We start from the raw sequence: 18,954 nt of genomic DNA, 5'->3' as shown, positions 1-18,954 counted from the left end.
TTCCCAGAGTGTAAGGGACGACAACGGGCTATTTCTTCACGGTTCGCCCAACGCCGCGACTAGGCGTAGTATGGGGATAGCTGCCGCTGTTCACGCTCCTAGGGCCGCCCGGACCCGCGCCGCCCTCCCCACCCTCAGGAGGTAGTCATGTACAAGCACATACTCATCCCCATCGACGGATCCGCGCGGGCCTATGCCGGCCTGGCGCAAGGATTGGGCCTCGCCCGCGCCCTGGGCGCGAGCGTAACGGTGTTGACGGTGTACAGCGCCTTCCGCCCCACCTCCATGGAAACCGTGCACCTGGAAGGTGTGCACACGGAATACGCGCGCGAGGCCACGGAATCGGCCAAGACCTACCTGGCGCAAGCAAGCGCCCAGGCCAGCGCCGCAGGCGTGCCCTGCACCGCCGAAATGCGCGAAAGCAACGACCCGGCGCAGACCATCATCGACGTCGCCATGACCCAGGGCTGCGACCTGATCGCCATGGCGTCACGCGGTCACGGCGGGCTGGCGGCCGTATTGCTGGGCAGCCAGACGCAAAAAGTGATGGCGCATTCGACGCTGCCGGTCATCGTGTACCGCTAAGGCGAGCGTCGCTCGCACTCGGGACCGGGACAGGAGCCCGCGCGCCGTAGGTCCTGGGTATGCCGGCAGCCGCCACGCCGCTGCGCAGGTTTTCCTGCGGCAATGCCTGCGCCAGCAGCGGGCGGGCCTCCAACAGCCGGGACAGGTCCACACCCGTGCGGTACCCCATGCTCTCCAGCATGAAGACCAGGTCTTCGGTGACGATATTGCCCGACGCGCCGGGCGCGAAGGGGCAGCCGCCCAAGCCACCCAGGCAGGAATCGAAGGCGCGGATGCCTTCGTCGAGGCCGGCCAGGGCATTGGCCAGCCCCAGCCCCATGGTGTCATGCAGGTGCAGCTTGACCAGCCGCGCGCCCACGGCATCTTGCGTTGCACGTACCGCTATGCGCACCAGGCCCGGGTGCGCGTAGCCCACGGTATCGGCCAGCGCAATCTCGTCGGCCCCGGCCAGCGCGGTAGCGGCGGCGACCTGCGCCACCCGGCGCACGGGCACCGTGCCCTCCAGCGAACAGCCAAAGGCGGTGGCGACCGCGGCATCGATGCGCATGGGCCGCGGCTGCGCCCGCGCCCAATCGACGATGGAGGCCAACACGTCCACCTGGGCGTCGGTGCCCTTGCCCACGTTGGCGCGGCTATGCGTGTCGCTGACCGAGACGGGAAACGACAACGCATGGGCGCCAGCCTCGTAGGCGGCGATGGCGCCCTTGAGGTTGCATACCAGCGCAACCACGGTCAGGCCATCGATCTTCAGGACGTCGGGAAGAATGGCGCCGGTGTCGGCCATCTGCGGCACGAGCCTCGGCGACACGAAGCTGCCCGCCTCGATCTCGCGCAGGCCGGCATCGGCAAGCTGCCGAATCCAGCGCAGCTTGTCGGCGGCGGACATCATGCCCTTGGCCATTTGCAAACCGTCGCGCGGTCCCACCTCGCAAAGCCTGACTTCCTGGTTCATTTGCTGTCCTGTTTTCGTTCCCGCGCTACTGCTGCACCACGATGCCGGCGCTCTCGATCGTCTGCTTCGCCTTGCCGATGTCCGACTGGATCAGCGCGGCAAATTGCTCGGTGGAGACCGGATCGGTTTCCAGTCCTTGCGATGCCAGGGCTTCCTGCACGTCCTTGCGTGCGAGCAACTTGTTGAAGTCGCTGTTCAGGCGCGACACGATGGCCGGCGGCGTCTTGGCGGGCGCCAGCACGCCGTAGTAGGTCACGACGCTGAAGTCCTTGTAGCCCAGCTCCGCGACCGTGGGCACGTCGGGCAGTGCCGGATTGCGCCTGGGCGAGGTGACCGCCAGCGCGCGCACCTTGCCGGACTTGATCAGCGTCGCCGCCGACGAGATCGAGGACCCCGCGAACTGCAGGTGTCCGCCCATCAGGTCCGCGAGCGCCGGCGCGGAACCTTTGTATGGCACGTGCTGCATCTTGAAGCCGGCCGCGTGCTGCAGCATTTCGATGGCGATGTGCACGCCCCCGCCCGTGCCCGACGTACCGTAGGAAATCTTGTTGGGGTCCTTCTTGGCCGCGTCGATCACGTCCGGCAAGGTCTTGTACGGGGAACTCTCGGACACCAGCAGCACCATGGGCGTGGTGGCCACCAGCGCCACCGGGGCCAGATCCTTGACCGGGTCGTACGACACTTTCATCAGGAGGGGAATCAGCGTGACGTTATCGGACTGGCCGATCACCAGGTCGTAGCCCTGGGCCGGCGACCGCGCCGCTTCGGCCAGCCCCAGCGCCGTACCCGCCCCCGGCTTGTTCTCGGGGATGACGGACCAGCCGTTCAGTTCATGCAGCTTGGTGCTCATCAGGCGTCCGATGTAATCGGTGCCTCCGCCCGGCGTGGACGGGATGATGATGCGAATGGGCTTGCTGGGGTAGTCCTGGGCGTGCGCGGCACAGGCGGCGGCCAGCGCGGCCACCGCAAACAGTTTGCGGATCATCTCGACGTGTCTCCTCTTTGATGGATGTCTTGGCGGTCTGCGCCGCCTCGACAGGTATCGGGCGCTACCGCCCGTTCATGCAATCACGCCCGCGCTGCGCAGGGCTTCGATACGCGCGGCATCGCAGCCCAGCCCCTGCAGGATGGCCTGCGTATCGCCGCCCTGCCGCGGCGGATCGAAACGCTTGCCGGCTTTCAGCCCGTCAAATTCGATGGGCAGCGCAGCCGCGGAGATCTCGCCGCCCTCCGGCAGCCGGGTCTTCAGCAGCGCCCCACCGGCGTTCAGATGCGCGTCGTCCAGCAGATCGTGCGGTTGGCGTATCGGCCCATAGGACAGCCCGGCGGCTTCCAGGGCCGCGCACAGCTCGTCGGTCTTCCAGTGCTTCAGGATCTCGCCCACCCCTGGCACCAGCCAGGGCCGCGCCGCCTCGCGATCGACGGCGGTAGCCAGGCGCGGATCGGCGGCCCATTCGGGGGGCAGGAATTTCTGGGCAAAATTGCGCCATTGCGCATCGCCGACGACGGCGACGAACACGCGTCCGTCCGCTGTCTCGAACACGTCGTACACGCCCCAGGGAGGCCGGCGTTCCGCGCCCATGGGCTTGGGCGCCGCGCCCGTCAGCTGGAACTGTGCAATGAACTGCGCGACCAGCAGCAGGTTGTTCTCGAACAGGCCGGAGCGCACGTGCCTGCCACGCCCCGTGGCGTGGCGGTCGTGCAGCGCCGCCAGCGCGCCCACCACGCCGAAGGTGCCGCCCAGGATGTCGTTGACCGAAGCCGCCACGCGCTGCGGAGTGTCGGCGCCGCCGTTGATGTAGGCCAGTCCGCCCATCATCTGCACCACTTCATCGAGCGCGGTGCGCTGCTTGTAGGGACCGGAAAGAAAGCCCTTGAGCGAAACGTATATGAGGCCGGGGTTCTCGGCCGACAGGGACGCGTAGTCCAGCCCATACTGGGCCAGGCTACCGTCGCGGAAGTTCTCCACCACCATGTCGGCCTGCAGCGCCAGCTGGCGCACCACGGCCTGCCCTTCCTGCGCCTTCAGGTCGATGGCCAGGCTTTGCTTGTTGCGGTTGAAGACGGGAAAGTAGCCGCTGCCCGAGCCCTTGAGGCGCCGCGTGCGGTCGCCTTCTATCGGTTCCACCTTGATCACTTCGGCCCCCAGGTCGGCCAGCGCCAGGCCTGCCGCCGGCCCCATGATCATGTGAGACAACTCCAGCACCTTGATGCCGCGCAGCGGCAATTCGCTGTTGTCCAGGTAGGGTGAAGCCGGTGTTGCTGCCATCTGCATATCCTTGGGGCCTGACGCAATGAAGACAGGCGGCGGCAAAGCCGATGCATGCCGGCCATGCCGCCGCCCCTATGCCTCCATCATCGGCGGCAAGGCGCGCTGGCGGGTAGCGGTCTTTGAGCACGGGGGCATTCTCGTTTGGGAACGTCCGGGAAAGCCCTGAGCCCTCCGGCACGCCGGCACGCGGCCCCCGTTCAGGCGGCGCCGGCCACGCCCAGGTGCGTCAGCAGCACGCGGGCCGCGGGTGGCAATGCCTCCAGCCCCAGCACGGCGATACACAGCGAAGTGCTGGACCATGCGCCGACAAGCGGAATGAAGCGGATGTCCAGGTTGGCATGCCGCGCCTTGAGATACATGGGCACCACCGCTACGCCCATGCCGCGCGCGACCAGCATGCAGATGGTTTCGTGCGAACTGACGCGGGCGCTGATGCGCCGCATCACGCCCGCCTCCTGCGCGGCCTGCTGGAACACCGCGCTGATGCCGTTGTCGCGGTTCAGCTCTATCTGCTCGAAAGGCAGCAATTGCGCATAGTCCAGTGTCTCGCGGTCGGCAAGCAGATGCTGGCCCGGCACGACCGCCGCCAGATCGCAGCGACCGCAAGGAAACACCTGCAGGCCGTCATGGCCGAAATCGGAGCCGACCGCCACGTCGGCCTGGCCATCCAGCACGGCGCGGAACACCTCCTGCGTCGTGCCTTCTTCCAGCGAGATATCGATCTGGGGATAGGCCCGGCGGAAAGACTGGATCTGCGCCGGCAGCTCGCCGGACAGCGCCGCCACACTGACCGCCAGGCGGATGCTGCCGCGCACGCCGGTAGCAAAGCCCGCCATTTCGCGGCGCATGCGGTCCATGCTCTGCAGCACCATGCGCACGTGCGTGGCGAGGGCATTGCCCGCAGGCGTGGGCTGCACTCCCTTGACCCCACGCTCCAGCAACGGCACTCCGAAGGCATCCTCCATTTCGGACATCCGCTTGCTGACGGCGGAAGGCACGATGTTTTCCCGAGCGGCGGCGCGCGCCAGGCTGCCCTCTTCCAGCGCGGCGAGAAACAGGCGGAGAGACACGGGATCGATATCGCGGGGATGCGGCGGCGGAGACTGAACTGGCTTCATGGCGGGAAGTGTCGTGCCTTGCAACGGGATCCAGGCATCGGGGTTTTCCCGGCCCGGGGCGTCCTGGGGGTTGGTGGGTGTTGGTGGGCCTTGCTGGGCGTTACACGGTCGCCGGCCGCTCTCCGCCGGGCTTCCATTCAAAGCCATTCAACAGGCCCAGCAGGCCACGTCTGGCCGCGGCTACCGCCTCATCGCGCAAGGCGTCGGCGCGCCAGCCCATTTCGATGGCGTACCCCGGCATGGCGACCGGGCAAGGCAGCATGCGCAGGCCGGAAGCGGCGGCCAGGCCGCGCGCCGCATGCGCGGGCAATGTCGACAGCGCATCGCTGCCAGGCAACAGAAATGCCAGCGCCGAAAAATGCGTGGTAGATGCCTGCACCCGGCGCGCCAGCCCCAGGGCGTGCAGCACTTCGTCCACGACGCCGATGAAACCGCCTGACGACACCAGCACATGCTGGCGGCTGATGAACTCCTCCACCGATAGCGTGACCTGGCCCGGCGCGAGGCTGGCGGGGTCCATCAGGCAGGCATAGCCGCCTTGCCCGACGGTCACGCGCTGCAAGGCATGCGCCGTCAGGCCGCCCGAGGCGATCACCAGGTCGGCCTCGCGCGCCATCAACATATCGCCCGCCAGCCGGCTGTGCGTCTGCCGGAAAATGATCCGCAGGCCAGGCGCGCTTTCCGCCAGGGCACGGATCGCGTCCCGCCCCAGTGCGATCTCAAAATCATCCGACAGTCCCAGCGTGACCGACCTGCCGGCAAAGCCCGCCGCTCCCGGGCGCGCCAGCGACAGGCTTTGCCGGCACTTGTCCAGCGCTTCGCCGATCACGGGCCGCAGCTCGCGCGCCCGCAGACTGGGCGTTAGCCCTCTGCCCGTGCGCGTGAACAACGGATCGCCATAGAGCGCGCGCAGACGACCCAGCGCCGCGCTCACGGCGGACTGGGTCACCCCCAGGCGCAGCGCGGCGCGTCCTGCCCCGCCTTCGTCGTAGATGGCCTCGAACACCTTGAGCAGGTTGAGATCGGCGGACTCGATATCAATCTGGTTCATATCATTTATCTCTGACCTGGATTGATTGATTTTAGGCTCGGCCGGACACTGAAGCCTGTTGCCACGCCCCGAGATCCCCCGCCATGACCACGAAAACCATCGCCGCGCTACAGATCGGCTCCTCCCCCGAAGGCAAAGCCCGCACCCTGGAAAACATCCTGGCCTACGAAAGCGAGATCGCCGCCTCCGGCGCTACGCTCGTGGTCATGCCTGAAGCGCTGCTGGGCGGCTATCCCAAGGGCGAGATCTTCGGCACCCGGCTGGGCTACCGCCTGCCCGAAGGCCGCGAGGCCTTTGCCCGCTATTACGAGAACGCCATCGACGTGCCCGGCCCCGAGACCGAGGCGCTCGCCGGCCTGTCCCAGCGCACCGGCGCCAGCCTGGTCGTGGGCGTCATCGAACGCGGCGGCAATACGCTGTATTGCACCGCCCTGTTCTTCGAGCCCAACACGGGCCTGGCCGCCAAGCACCGCAAGCTCATGCCCACCGGCACGGAACGCCTGATCTGGGGCCAGGGCGATGGGTCGACCCTGCCCGTCGTCGACGCCGAAGCCGGCCGCATCGGCGGCGCCATCTGCTGGGAAAACCATATGCCGCTGTTGCGCACCGCCATGTACGCCAAGGGCGTCGAAATCTGGTGCGCACCCACCGTGGACGAACGCGACATCTGGCAGTGCTCGATGCGCCATATCGCCCACGAGGGGCGCTGCTTCGTGGTCAGCGCCTGCCAGGTGCAGCCTACGCCCGCCGAACTCGGCCAGGATGTGCCGGGCTGGGACGCCAATCGCCCGTTGATCAATGGCGGCTCTGTCATCGTCGGCCCGCTGGGCGACGTGCTGGCAGGCCCCCTGCGCGGCAAGGCTGGCCTGCTGACCGCCCAGGTCGACATGGGCGAACTGGTGCGCGCCCGCTACGACTTCGACGTAGTGGGCCACTATTCGCGCCCCGACGTCTTTTCATTGACCGTGGACGAACGCCCGCGTCCGCCCGTGCGCTTCGTCTCCTGAACGCCCGCTGCGCCCCGGGCTCCGGACGCAGGGATGGTATAGTCTCGCCCGCTGCCGGCCCTTGCGGGGCTGCGCAACGCCCGAGTGGTGAAATTGGTAGACACAAGGGACTTGAACTAATTTGAGCCCTTTGGGGGAAACTCCAAAGGTGTAGCCCGTCAAACTCGGCGAATGCCCTGGACCCGTTCCGAGCCAACGCCGAGCCAAGCCCAGGTCGCATGACCGGGGAAGGTGTAGAGAGCAGACGGCGGGCACCTACGGCCGCAAGGCTATGGTGAAGGCGTGCTCCAGACCACGAACAGCGCATCCGCGCTGGCGGCGAAAGCCGAAGTGGTAAGAAAATCCCTCGGCCTCGCGGCCGTACCGGTTCGATTCCGGTCTCGGGCACCACCCCCCTCCTGCAGGCAGGCGTGCAACCTTCGTCGCAATCCGGCGAACCGCCTTCCTCGTCAACCTGACGCGCGCAAAATTCCGCTTGCCGATCTAATCTAGTCCGGTAACCAGGGAGCGCGCCATGATCACCCTCTACTCGTACCCCGGACTCTACGGGCTGGAAGACAACAATCCCTACGGCCTGAAGATCTACGCCTTCCTGAAGCTCTGCCGGTTGCCGTTCGACCACCGCCACACGCTGGATGTCCAATCTGCCCCCCGCGGCCAATTGCCGTACATCGCCGACGGGGAGCAGCGCATCGGCGACAGCGACACCATCATCACGTACCTGAAGCGCGCGTACGACCTGACCATCGACGACTCCCTCACGCCGACGCAGCACAGGCAGGACCTGCTGGTCCGCCGCGCGTTGGACGACCTGTACTGGGTCATGTCCTACTCCCGCTGGCGCGACGACCGCTATTGGCCCATCTTCCGCAAAGCGCTGCTGGACGCCCACCCGGACGTCACGCCGGAGCAAGTGGACGCTGCCCGCCAATACAATTTCCAGCGCTACCACTACCAGGGCATCGGACGCTATGCACCCGAAGACGCGTACGCGCGCGGGATCGCCGATCTGGAAGCCATCTCCAGCCTGCTGGGCGACAACGGCTTCATGTTTGGCCCCAATCCGGGTAGCGTGGACGCAGGCATCTACGGCTTTATCGCCAATATCTATTTCTACGCCATTGATACGCCGCTCAAGCAATGCCTGGTGTCTCGGCGCAATCTGGTCAGCCACTGCAACGCCGTGCGCGCCGAGCTGGGTTAGGCCCTGCACAGGCGCGCAGGCGCCCAGCCCCTCGGCCATTTCCAAAAAACGTTATTCTTGCGCCTCGCTTTCCATTTATCCGCCCCCACTGCCTCCGGCGCGCCATGCGCCAGCAGGGCCCAGACCGCACTTGACCGCCTCTTCCCCCACCCCGCCCTTCATCGTCCTCGACGCCTGCGTCCTTATGTCCGGCATCCTGCGCCGCCTGCTGCTCCGCCTGGCGGAGGCCGGTGTGTACACCCCGGTATGGACGGACCGCATCGGCGAGGAATGGCGCCGCAATGCCTCGCGCATCTGGGAGATCCCGCCGGAGGTGATGATGGAACTGTGGGACGACATGAACGCCCGCTTTCCTGGCGCTCGCGAAGCGGACACGCAGCTCTACGAGGCCTCTTTGCGCTACAGCGATCCCAAAGACTTCCACGTGATCGCAGCCGGCCTGGCACGGCGCGCGCGCTGCGGCTTGCAGCAACCGCCGGTGGTGCAAGTGCTGACCTGGAACCTGAAGGATTTCAACCGTTCCGAACTGCGCCGCCAGGGGCTGGACGTCTACAACCCCGACCGCATGCTGACTCACTGGTGGCAGGCGGCGCCTGACGCCATCCGGGCCGCAGCGGCGCAGGTGCCGGCGGATTACGTGGCGCTGGGCCGCGAACCCGAACCGCTGTCGGCCACGCTGCACCGCGAGCGCCTGTATGGGCTGAAGAGTCTGTTGGCGCGAGATGCCGCGCAGAGCGGCGGCGCCTGAACCGCTCAGTGGTCGTGGTTGCTGGCGGCGAAACCCGCCGCGTTCAGCACGTCGATCACTTCCTGGATGTGCTCATGGCCGCGCGTCTGCAACACGAAGTCCACCTCGACATTGCGGACAGGCAATGAGGTGAAGGCACGCTGATGGTGCACTTCGGTGATGTTGGCTTGCGCATCGGCGATAAGCTTGGTGGCATGGGCCAGCGCGCCGGGCAGGTCGCGCAGATCCACCCGGATGCGAGCCAGGCGGCCGGCGCGCACCATGCCACGTTCGATCAGCTCGCCCAGCATCAGCGGATCGATGTTGCCGCCCGTCAGCACCAGGCCGATACGCTTGCCTTTGTAGCGGTTGCTGCCTTCTTCCTGCGCGCGCAGCAGCGCAGCCAGGCCGGCGGCCCCCGCGCCTTCTACCACCGATTTCTCGATTTCCAGCAGCACGACAATGGCGTGCTCGATATCGCTTTCGCTGACCAGCTCGATGCGGTCGACGAGCTGGCTCACGATGGGCTGGGTCAGCGCGCCCGGCGATTTCACCGCGATGCCCTCGGCGATCGTGTAGGCGCCCAGCGGCATGGACACACCCTTGACGGCCGCGTACATCGACGGGAAACGTTCGGTCTGCACGCCGATGATCTCGATGCCGGGCTTGAGCGCCTTGGCGGCCGTGGCTATGCCTGAAATCAGGCCGCCGCCGCCAATGGCGATGACCAGGGTATCCAGCTGCGGCTGGTCTTCCAGCATTTCCAGTGCCACCGTGCCCTGCCCAGAAATGACCGCTTCGTCATCATAGGGGTGGATCATGATCAGGCCGCGCTCCTGGGCCAGTTCGTAGCCGCGCGCCTTGGCGTCATCGAAGGTATCGCCGGCCAGCACCACTTCGGCGCCAAAGCGGCGCGTATTGGCGACCTTGACAGTGGGGGTGAAGCGCGGCATCACGATCACGGCAGGCACCCCCATGCGCTGGGCATGGTAGGCCACGCCCTGCGCGTGGTTGCCCGCGGAGACGGCGATCACGCCCTTGGCGCGTTCATCCTCCGACAGCGTCAACATGCGGTTGAGCGCGCCGCGCTCCTTGAACGAAGCCGTGAACTGCAGGTTCTCAAATTTCAGCCAGATCTCGGCGCCGAAAATATCGGACAGCGTGCGGGACAGGGTAAAGGGGGTCTTCAGCACCTGGCCGCGCAGGTTCTCGCGGGCGGTCTGGATGGAAGCGATATCGATCACGATGGAAAATCCTGTTAGCGCACTGGCAGGAAATTGAAGAGCAGCAGACCCTGCGCGTAGTTGATCCCGATACGCCGCGTGTTCTCGCCGAGCAGATTGGCGATCAGGTCCAGACGGCCGATGATGGCGCCGAATTCGCGTTCAAAGCTGAGATTGGTGGCGTTCTGGGACATTTCGTTGGCCAGCAGCAAGGGTTCGCCCTGGGCATTGCGGCGCGACGCCAGCAGCCAGGCCGCTGCCTCGACGTTCCGTGCGGCATTGTAGACCCGCTGTCCGTCCAGCGCGTCGGTGGCGTACAGGCGCGTCTTGCCGTTATGGGCCGCGATGATGGTGTCCGCCAGGCCGTAAATGAAGGCGGCGACCCGGTCGCCGGAATAGTTGGGGTCCAGGGACACGGCCAGGATCTGGATGTCTCGCAACCCGGCCAGGTCCTTGGGCGGAATGCGGACTTCGATGGAATGCTTGACCAGCGACACGGCTTTGGGCAGATCGGGTGCTCCCGACTTGCGCCATTCGCGCGGATTGCGGCGGTAGAGCTTGTCCAGCAGTACGTAGAGGCTGGCCAGGTTGTCGCGGACTTCCAGCGTGACGGTACGATTGAAGTCCGTCTGGCCGAACTGGTCGGCGGACATATCTTCGCTCTTGGGGCTGCCCTGACCCGGTCCGGGGCTGCTGCTCATGCAGCCGGTCAGCAGCGCCGCAAGCAGCACCGCGGCACTGGCGGGTCTGGCCCACGCCGTCATGCCTTGCCCATCCATTTCCCCCCTGTCCGTCACGGCGCGAATGCCATCCTCCCTGTGCGGGTGGCTCCGCTCTCGCGCAAGACTTTACAGGAAGGTAGGCGCCGTTGGGAGATGTCCGGCGCATGAAGAAGCAAGAAGATGAGTCCGGGCCGGCCGATACTGGGCCGCGCCCGGCCATGAAAAACGGCGCCCTGGGGCGCCGTTTCATACTACCGGTTGCGCGCGCTTATTCGGCTTGCGGTTCCGATTGGGGGGCAGCTTCAGGAGCGGCAGCGGCTTGCTGCTGCTCGATGCCGCCGATCGCCTTGATGGACAGGCGCAGGCGGCCCTTGTCGTCGGCCTCGATGACCTTGACGCGGACTTGCTGGCCGACCTTCAGCACATCGTTGATGTTGGCGATGCGGTAGTTGGCGATTTCCGAGATGTGCAGCAGGCCGTCGCGGCCCGGCAGCACTTGCACGATGGCGCCGAAATCCAGCAGGCGCAGCACCGCGCCTTCGTAGATCTGGCCCACTTCGACGTCGGCGGTCAGCTCGACGATGCGGCGCTGGGCTTCCTTGGCCTGCGCTTCGTCGACGCTGGCGATCACGATCGTGCCGTCGTCGGAGATGTCGATCTGCGTGCCGGTTTCTTCGGTCAGCGCGCGGATGGTGGCGCCGCCCTTGCCGATCACGTCGCGGATCTTCTCGGGATTGATCTTGATGGTCAGCATGCGCGGGGCGAAAGCGGACAGCTCGCCACGCGAACCGTCCAGCGCTTCCTTCATCTTGCCCAGGATGTGCAGGCGGCCTTCGCGGGCCTGAGCCAGCGCCACTTGCATGATTTCCTTGGTGATGCCCTGGATCTTGATGTCCATCTGCAGTGCGGTGACGCCGTTCTCGGTGCCCGCGACCTTGAAGTCCATGTCGCCCAGGTGATCTTCATCGCCCAGGATGTCCGTCAGCACGGCGAACTTGCCGCCGTCCAGGATCAGGCCCATGGCCACGCCAGCCACGTGATCCTTGACCGGCACGCCGGCGTCCATCATGGCCAGCGAGCCGCCGCAGACCGAAGCCATCGACGACGAGCCGTTGGACTCGGTGATTTCCGACACGATGCGGATGGTGTACTGGAAGTCTTCCGGAGCCGGCAGCAGCGGGATCAGCGCGCGCTTGGCCAGGCGGCCGTGGCCGATTTCACGGCGCTTGGGCACACCAATGCGGCCCGTTTCGCCGGTGGCGAACGGAGGCATGTTGTAGTGCAGCATGAAGCGGTCGCGGTATTCGCCCATGAGCGCGTCGATGATCTGCTCGTCCTGCTTGGTGCCCAGCGTGGCCACGACCAGCGCCTGGGTTTCACCACGAGTGAACAACGCGCTGCCGTGGGCGCGCGGCAGCACGCCCAGGCGCACGCTGATCGGGCGCACGGTGCGGGTGTCGCGGCCGTCGATGCGCGGCTCGCCGTTCAGGATCTGGCCGCGAACGATGGCGGATTCCAGCGAGAACAGGATGTTGTCGACGGTGACGGCGTCCGGAGCCGGCTCGCCCTTTTCAGCGGCGGCGGCGTTCAGCTTGGCCGAGACGTTGGCGTAGACTTCGCGCAACTGGGTGGTGCGGGCTTGCTTTTCGCGGACCTGGTAGGCGGCGTTCAGGCCTTCCTGGGCAGCCGCGGTGACGGCGGCGATCAGGGCCTCGTCCTTGGCGGGCGCTTGCCATTCCCAATCGGGCTTGCCAGCGTCCTTGACCAGTTCGTGAATGGCGTTGATGACGGCCTGCATTTGCTGGTGGCCGTAAACCACGCCGCCCAGCATGATTTCTTCGGACAGCTGGTCGGCTTCGGATTCAACCATCAGCACGGCGTTTTCGGTGCCGGCGACAACCAGGTCCAGCTTGGACGACTTCAACTGCGAGGCAGTCGGGTTGATGGCGTACTGGCCATCGATGTAACCCACGCGCGCGGCGCCGATCGGGCCGTTGAACGGAATGCCCGAAATGGCCAGCGCGGCCGAGGCGCCGATCATGGCGGGAATGTCGGGATCGATTTCGGGATTGACCGACAGCGTGTGGATGACCACCTGGACTTCGTTGTAGAAGTCTTCGGGGAACAGCGGACGCAGGGGACGGTCGATCAGGCGCGAGGTCAGCGTTTCCTTCTCGGAGGGCTTGCCTTCGCGCTTGAAGAAGCCACCCGGAATACGGCCGGCGGCGTAGGTCTTCTCGATGTAGTCAACGGTCAGCGGGAAAAACGTCTGACCCGGCTTGGCCTTCTTGGAAGCCACAACGGTGGCGAGGACGACGGTGTCCTCGACCGACACCACGACGGCGCCGGAAGCCTGGCGAGCGATCTCGCCAGTTTCCAGTACGACCGTGTGCTGGCCATACTGGAACGATTTTGTCACTTTGTTGAACATGACGATTATTCCTTACAAATGAAAAACCGTGGCCGTCGCGACATGCGTCGCACCGACCACGGTTGCGTCATGGGGAGCCAGCCCCGTCGATCACTTGCGCAGACCGAGTTTTTCGATCAGTGCGCGGTACGAATCGGGATTGCGGCCCTTGAGATAGTCGAGCAGCTTGCGGCGACGGCTGACCATACGGAGCAGACCGCGGCGCGAGTGATGGTCCTTCATGTGTTCTTTGAAGTGACCGGTCAGTTCGTTGATGCGGGCGGTGAGCAGAGCCACCTGAACTTCGGGGGAGCCGGTATCGCCTTGAGCACGTTGGAATTGCGCGACGATATCGGATTTCTTGATGTCAGCTACAGACATTTATGACCTCTTCGGACATGCGACAGGGCCGAGGCGCCCTGACGTGGTTGGGAAAAAATTTTGCGTGGACCTGGCTGAATTCGCTTTCTCACTGCTGCCATTGATGACTCAAACAGAAGCCCGGAACCGGGTGTGGGCGCGGCGTTTCAACACCGGGACCAGGCACCTGGAGAGCTCTGCGGCCAGCGCAAAGTATCTTGCAAAATCAATACACTTGATAAAGCTCGATGATTATAGCCGATTCGCTAGAATTACCCCAATGAGGGCGCCTGCCCCGCCGCAGGTCGCGGTGCGACGTAAGGAGAAAATATGTCTAAATATTACAAAAGTGCCCGTCTGGCGCTGGCCGCCGCGGTCGTGGCCGGGCTGACCGCCTGCGCAAACATGGCCCAGATCCCGCCCGGCACGCCCTACGCCGACGTGCTGTCCAAGTTCGGACAACCCAACTTCGAATGCCCGCAAGCCAATGGCGGACGCCGCGTCATCTGGACGCAGCAGCCGATGGGCCAATATGCCTGGGGCACCAACGTAGGCACGGACGGCCGCGTGGGCCAGGTGGTCCCGCTCCTGACGGATGCGCACTTCAAGGTGCTGAGCGAAGGCGAATGGGGTCCTGACCGCGTGCGCTGCGAATTCGGCCCGCCCGCCCGCATCGAGGAAGCCGGCCTGGGCGAAAAACGCGAGGTGGTCTGGTCGTACCGCTACAAGGAAAACGGCGTATGGAACTCGCTGATGTACGTATACATGGGCCGCGACGGCAGCAGGCTGACGCACTTCCATCCCGGGCCGGACCCCATGTACGACGACGATCGGTTCATGTGGCGCTGAGCCATCCCTGAAAAACACAACCCGCCATCCGGCGGGTTTTGTTTTAGGGGGCAGCCTGCCGCGATCAGGAGGACTGGCTGCGGCGCTCCTGTGTCAGGCGGCGCGCGCGGTTCCAGCGCCAGGCCCACATGATCCAGCCCGACAGGCCATACAGCACGAACAGGCCGAATAGCACGACCGGGGGATCGCTGGACACGAAGACGAACACGGCCACCACCAGCAGGATGCCCCAGAACGGCACGCTGCGACCCAGCGCGAAACTCTTGCCACTGAAGAACGGCGCATTCGACACCATGGAAATGCCGGCGTACATGGTCAGCGTGAACGCCGCCCAGGCCATCAGGCTGTCATGGATGGGCAGCTTGTTGTCCACGGCCAGCCAGACGAAACCCGCCACCAGCGCGCCCGCGGCCGGACTGGGCAGCCCCTGGAAGTAGCGCTTGTCCACCACGGCAATGTTGGTGTTGAAACGCGCCAGGCGCAGCGCGGCCCCGGCCACGTAGACAAAAGCGGCCAGCCAACCCCAGCGGCCCAGGTCGTTCAGGATCCATTCGTACATGACCAACGCCGGCGCCACGCCGAAGGAAGTCATATCGGACAGGGAATCGTATTGCTCGCCAAAGGCGGACTGCGTGTTGGTCAGGCGGGCGACCCGGCCATCCATGCCGTCCAGCACCATGGCCGCGAAAATCGCGATGGCAGCCACTTCGAAGCGGTCGTTCATGGCCTGCACGACGGCGTAGAACCCCGCGAACAGTGCGGCGGTGGTGAACGCGTTAGGCAGCAGGTAAATGCTGCGGTGGCGGTTCTCGGAATCGCGCATGGAAAAATTGGGCATGGTCTCAATAACTTACAACGAACATTGAAAGGTTAACCCATCTGGCCCCGCTTGCGGGTCGGAGCAAGCCGCGTGCCTGGCAAGATCGACGGGGACGCCGGCAAAAAAAACGGCATGCCCTCGCAGGCATGCCGCTTCGACCCTGATTACGCGGGGCTGGCCCCGCGCAGTGGCAGGGATCAGTTCTTGGACTTGTCCACCAGCTTGTTGGCGGCGATCCAGGGCATCATGGCGCGCAGCTTGCCGCCCACTTGCTCGATCTGCGATTCCGCGTTGATGCGGCGGCGCGAGGTCAGCGTCGGAGCGCCGGCGGTGTTTTCCAGGATGAACTTCTTGGCGTATTCGCCGGTCTGGATGTCCGTCAGGCACTGGCGCATGGCCTTGCGGGTTTCGTCGGTGACGATCTTCGGACCCGTTTCGTATTCGCCGAACTCGGCGTTGTTCGAAATCGAGTAGTTCATGTTGGCGATGCCGCCTTCGTAGATCAGGTCGACGATCAGCTTCAGTTCGTGCAGGCACTCGAAGTACGCCATTTCGGGGGCGTAGCCGGCTTCCACCAGCGTGTCGAAACCGGCCTTGATCAGTTCGACGGTACCGCCGCACAGCACGGCCTGTTCGCCGAACAGGTCGGTTTCGGTTTCTTCGCGGAAGTTGGTTTCGATGATGCCGGCACGGCCGCCGCCGTTGGCGCTGGCGTACGACAGGGCCACGTCACGCGCGGCGCCCGACTTATCCTGATACACGGCCACCAGGTGGGGCACGCCGCCGCCCTGCTTGTAGGTGTTGCGCACGGTGTGGCCCGGAGCCTTCGGGGCGATCATGATGACGTCAATGTCTTCGCGCGGCACGACCTGGCCGTAGTGCACGTTGAAGCCGTGGGCGAACGCCAGGGCGGCGCCAGCCTTGATGTTGGCGTGCACTTCCTTGTTGTAGACGGAAGCGATGTTCTCGTCGGGCAGCAGCATCATGACGATGTCGGCGGACTTGACGGCGTCGGCGACTTCCTTGACTTCCAGGCCGGCGTTGGCGGCCTTGTTCCACGAGGCGCCGCCCTTGCGCAGGCCAACCACGACCTTCACGCCCGACTCATGCAGGTTCTGCGCATGCGCGTGGCCTTGCGAGCCGTAGCCGATGATGGCAACAGTCTTGCCCTTGACGAGGGAGAGATCGCAGTCTTTGTCGTAGAAAACTTTCATGGTTTTGCTCCAGATTCCAGTATTTTGGATATTTGTTTAATTCAGATGTAGGGTGCGGCTTGGCCTGGAAGGCCGGTCAAATCTTCAAAATCCGTTCACCGCGTCCGATGCCGGACACGCCGGTGCGCACGGTTTCAAGGATGGCACTGCGGTCCAGGGCCTCCAGGAAGGCCTGTACTTTTTCCTGCACCCCCGTCAATTCGATGGTGTAGGACTTGTCGGTCACGTCGATGATGCGGCCGCGGAAGATGTCCGCCATGCGCTTCATTTCCTCGCGCTCCTTGCCGACCGCGCGTACCTTCACAAGCATCAGCTCGCGCTCGATGTGCGCGCCTTCGGTCAGGTCGACGACCTTGACCACGTCCACCAGGCGGTTCAGGTGCTTGGTGATCTGCTCGATCACTTCGTCGGAACCGGTGGTCACGATGGTCATGCGCGACAGCGTGGAGTCCTCGGTGGGCGCCACCGTCAGGGTCTCGATGTTGTAGCCCCGCGCGGAAAACAGTCCCACCACGCGCGACAGCGCGCCGGGTTCGTTCTCGAGGAGGACGGAAATCACGTGTTTCATGGGTGGCCTCCTTACAGGTCTTCAGAGCCGAGCAGCATTTCGGTCAGCCCGCGGCCGGCCTTGACCATCGGCCACACGTTCTCGGTGCGGTCGGTGATGAAGTCCAGGAAGACCAGGCGGTCCTTGTGCTTCTTGAACGCTTCGCGCAGCGCCGGCTCGACATCCGCCGGACGTTCGATGCGCAGACCCACGTGGCCATAGGCCTCGGCCACCTTGACGAAATCGGGCAGCGAATCCATGTAGGACTCGGAATAGCGCGAACCGTAGTCGATCTGCTGCCACTGCCGGACCATGCCCAGGAAGCGGTTGTTCAGGCAGACGATCTTCGGCGTCAGGCGGTACTGGTGGCAGGTCGACAGTTCCTGGATGTTCATCTGGATGGACGCTTCGCCGGTGATGACGGCGACGTCCTGCCCCGGATTGGCCATCTGCACGCCCATCGCGTACGGCAGGCCCACACCCATGGTGCCCAGGCCGCCGGAGTTGATCCAGCGGCGCGGCTTGTCGAACTTGTAGTACTGCGCCGCCCACATCTGGTGCTGGCCCACGTCGGAAGTCACGAAGGCGTCGCCGCCGGTCACTTCCCAGAGCTTTTCCACCACGTATTGCGGCTTGATGACTTCGTCCGAGTTGGCGAACTTCAGGCATTCCTTGCCGCGCCAGGTCTCGACCTGCTCCCACCACTTGGTGATGGAGGCGGGCTTGTGCTCGGCCGCGGCGATGTCGTACTGCGCGCTGAGGTCTGCCAGGACGTCCTTGACGTTACCCACGATCGGGACGTCCACGCGCACGCGCTTGGAGATCGACGAAGGATCGATATCGATATGGATGATCTTGCGGGCGTTCTGGGCGAAGTGCTTGGGGTTGCCGATCACGCGGTCGTCGAAACGGGCGCCAATGGCCAGCAGGACGTCGCAATGCTGCATCGCCATATTGGCTTCGTAGGTGCCGTGCATGCCGGGCATGCCGACGAACTGGCCGCTGCTGGCGGGATAGCCGCCCAGGCCCATCAGGGTGCTGGTGCACGGCGCGCCCAGTTGCGTCACGAGCTTGTTCAGCTCGGGCGCGGCATTCGACAGGATGACCCCGCCGCCCGTGTAGATCATGGGCCGCTCGGCGGCCAGCAGCATCTGCACGGCTTTCTTGATCTGCCCCTGGTGGCCCTTGTTGACGGGCGCGTAGGAGCGCATCGAGATCTCGCCCTTGGGCGGCGTGTACTTGCACTGCGCGACGGTGATGTCCTTGGGGATATCCACCAGCACCGGGCCGGGACGGCCGGTGCGCGCGATGTAGAACGCGCGGCGCATGGTTTCGGCCAGGTCCTTGACGTCGCGCACGAGGAAATTGTGCTTGACGCAGGGACGCGTGATGCCGACGGTGTCGCATTCCTGGAAGGCGTCCTCGCCGATGGCCGCAGTGGGCACTTGCCCGCTGATGATGACCATGGGGATGGAATCCATGTACGCGGTGGCGATGCCGGTGACGGCATTGGTCACGCCCGGTCCGCTGGTCACGATGCAGACGCCAACCTTTTGCGACGAGCGCGAATAGGCATCGGCGGCGTGCACGGCGGCCTGCTCGTGACGAACCAGGATATGCTGGAATTTGTCTTGCTTGAAAATCGCGTCGTAGATGTAGAGCACCGCGCCGCCGGGGTAGCCGAAAACGTGTTCCACGCCTTCATCGGCCAGGCAGCGCACGACGATATCGGCGCCATTCAGTTCCATGTTGTCATTCCTTTCAGTACCGGCCCTGCAACCCTGACTGCTGCTCGCCCGGATACGGCGGCAACTGAACCCATACCGGTTCCGACAACATGATCCGGCGCTTTGCGGCTCACGGAGCCACGCCACCCGGACACCTTGCCGACCC

Annotated in this window: 18 protein-coding genes; 5 read left to right on the top strand and 13 right to left on the bottom strand. The window is 65.1% G+C overall.

Features of this window, described 5'->3' with window-relative positions; genetic code table 11:
- Positions 1-147 precede the first annotated feature (147 nt).
- Positions 148-585 carry a universal stress protein gene (locus tag VCS63_RS08625; protein WP_042796652.1) on the top strand — a complete coding sequence of 146 codons (438 nt, stop codon included), beginning with the start codon at positions 148-150 and terminating at the stop codon, positions 583-585.
- Here the strand turns inward: VCS63_RS08625 and VCS63_RS08620 are convergent.
- The 5 genes from VCS63_RS08620 to VCS63_RS08600 all read right to left on the bottom strand — a co-directional run bounded on the left by VCS63_RS08620 (position 569) and on the right by VCS63_RS08600 (position 5,978).
- Entirely contained in the window at positions 569-1,537 is a 969-nt protein-coding gene (locus tag VCS63_RS08620) for a hydroxymethylglutaryl-CoA lyase (RefSeq protein WP_323879321.1), read from the bottom strand. The genes VCS63_RS08625 and VCS63_RS08620 overlap by 17 nt on opposite strands.
- Positions 1,538-1,562: 25 nt before the next feature.
- A complete protein-coding gene (locus VCS63_RS08615; RefSeq protein WP_063642144.1) occupies positions 1,563-2,522 on the bottom strand; it encodes a Bug family tripartite tricarboxylate transporter substrate binding protein in 960 nt (319 codons plus the stop codon).
- A gap of 75 nt (positions 2,523-2,597) precedes the next feature.
- Positions 2,598-3,806 (bottom strand): CaiB/BaiF CoA transferase family protein, encoded by a 1,209-nt coding sequence (locus VCS63_RS08610; RefSeq protein ID WP_063642145.1) that lies wholly within the window; start codon positions 3,804-3,806, stop codon positions 2,598-2,600.
- Between the two features lie 200 nt (positions 3,807-4,006).
- Complete coding sequence (locus VCS63_RS08605; RefSeq protein ID WP_063642146.1) at positions 4,007-4,927, bottom strand: LysR family transcriptional regulator; 921 nt, start codon at positions 4,925-4,927, stop codon at positions 4,007-4,009.
- A 100-nt stretch (positions 4,928-5,027) separates the two neighbouring features.
- Positions 5,028-5,978, bottom strand: coding sequence for a LysR substrate-binding domain-containing protein (locus VCS63_RS08600; protein ID WP_112966555.1), 951 nt, complete (start codon positions 5,976-5,978; stop codon positions 5,028-5,030).
- Between the two features lie 83 nt (positions 5,979-6,061).
- Between VCS63_RS08600 and VCS63_RS08595 the strand changes: the two genes are divergently transcribed.
- From VCS63_RS08595 to VCS63_RS08585, 3 genes are all read left to right on the top strand, one after another.
- Positions 6,062-6,985, top strand: a complete 924-nt coding sequence (locus tag VCS63_RS08595; RefSeq protein WP_063960058.1) for a carbon-nitrogen hydrolase family protein — start codon at positions 6,062-6,064, stop codon at positions 6,983-6,985.
- A gap of 514 nt (positions 6,986-7,499) precedes the next feature.
- Entirely contained in the window at positions 7,500-8,189 is a 690-nt protein-coding gene (locus VCS63_RS08590) for a glutathione S-transferase family protein (RefSeq protein WP_253637696.1), read from the top strand.
- A 184-nt stretch (positions 8,190-8,373) separates the two neighbouring features.
- Positions 8,374-8,937 (top strand): PIN domain-containing protein, encoded by a 564-nt coding sequence (locus VCS63_RS08585; RefSeq protein ID WP_416379185.1) that lies wholly within the window; start codon positions 8,374-8,376, stop codon positions 8,935-8,937.
- Between the two features lie 5 nt (positions 8,938-8,942).
- On the opposite strand, the gene VCS63_RS08580 is transcribed toward VCS63_RS08585, so the two are convergent.
- The 4 genes from VCS63_RS08580 to rpsO all read right to left on the bottom strand — a co-directional run bounded on the left by VCS63_RS08580 (position 8,943) and on the right by rpsO (position 13,652).
- Positions 8,943-10,160 carry a threonine ammonia-lyase gene (locus tag VCS63_RS08580; protein WP_063642149.1) on the bottom strand — a complete coding sequence of 406 codons (1,218 nt, stop codon included), beginning with the start codon at positions 10,158-10,160 and terminating at the stop codon, positions 8,943-8,945.
- A gap of 14 nt (positions 10,161-10,174) precedes the next feature.
- Positions 10,175-10,903 (bottom strand): hypothetical protein, encoded by a 729-nt coding sequence (locus tag VCS63_RS08575; RefSeq protein WP_042796645.1) that lies wholly within the window; start codon positions 10,901-10,903, stop codon positions 10,175-10,177.
- A 226-nt stretch (positions 10,904-11,129) separates the two neighbouring features.
- Positions 11,130-13,292 carry a polyribonucleotide nucleotidyltransferase gene (pnp, locus tag VCS63_RS08570; protein WP_042796644.1) on the bottom strand — a complete coding sequence of 721 codons (2,163 nt, stop codon included), beginning with the start codon at positions 13,290-13,292 and terminating at the stop codon, positions 11,130-11,132.
- A gap of 90 nt (positions 13,293-13,382) precedes the next feature.
- A complete protein-coding gene (rpsO, locus tag VCS63_RS08565; protein WP_006223612.1) occupies positions 13,383-13,652 on the bottom strand; it encodes a 30S ribosomal protein S15 in 270 nt (89 codons plus the stop codon).
- Positions 13,653-13,961: 309 nt separating this feature from the next.
- On the opposite strand from rpsO, the gene VCS63_RS08560 reads away from it, so the two are divergent.
- On the top strand, positions 13,962-14,480 hold the full coding sequence (locus VCS63_RS08560) for a hypothetical protein (protein ID WP_076816005.1): 519 nt from the start codon (positions 13,962-13,964) through the stop codon (positions 14,478-14,480).
- Between the two features lie 64 nt (positions 14,481-14,544).
- Here VCS63_RS08560 and pssA read toward each other — a convergent pair whose 3' ends face one another.
- From pssA to VCS63_RS08540, 4 genes are all read right to left on the bottom strand, one after another.
- Positions 14,545-15,318, bottom strand: coding sequence for a CDP-diacylglycerol--serine O-phosphatidyltransferase (gene pssA / locus VCS63_RS08555; RefSeq protein ID WP_013391930.1), 774 nt, complete (start codon positions 15,316-15,318; stop codon positions 14,545-14,547).
- A 179-nt stretch (positions 15,319-15,497) separates the two neighbouring features.
- On the bottom strand, positions 15,498-16,514 hold the full coding sequence (gene ilvC / locus VCS63_RS08550) for a ketol-acid reductoisomerase (RefSeq protein WP_042796642.1): 1,017 nt from the start codon (positions 16,512-16,514) through the stop codon (positions 15,498-15,500).
- A gap of 76 nt (positions 16,515-16,590) precedes the next feature.
- Complete coding sequence (gene ilvN, locus VCS63_RS08545) at positions 16,591-17,082, bottom strand: acetolactate synthase small subunit (protein ID WP_006223608.1); 492 nt, start codon at positions 17,080-17,082, stop codon at positions 16,591-16,593.
- Between the two features lie 11 nt (positions 17,083-17,093).
- Positions 17,094-18,863: an acetolactate synthase 3 catalytic subunit gene (locus VCS63_RS08540; RefSeq protein ID WP_223306567.1), complete on the bottom strand. Its 1,770-nt coding sequence runs from the start codon at positions 18,861-18,863 to the stop codon at positions 17,094-17,096.
- Positions 18,864-18,954: the final 91 nt, after the last annotated feature.

Origin of the sequence: Achromobacter sp. D10, assembly GCF_035282245.1 — a bacterium.
Lineage (GTDB): Bacteria > Pseudomonadota > Gammaproteobacteria > Burkholderiales > Burkholderiaceae_B > Achromobacter > Achromobacter insolitus.
Note: the sequence above shows the minus strand (reverse complement) of the source record. Positions and strands in the feature narration are given on the sequence as shown.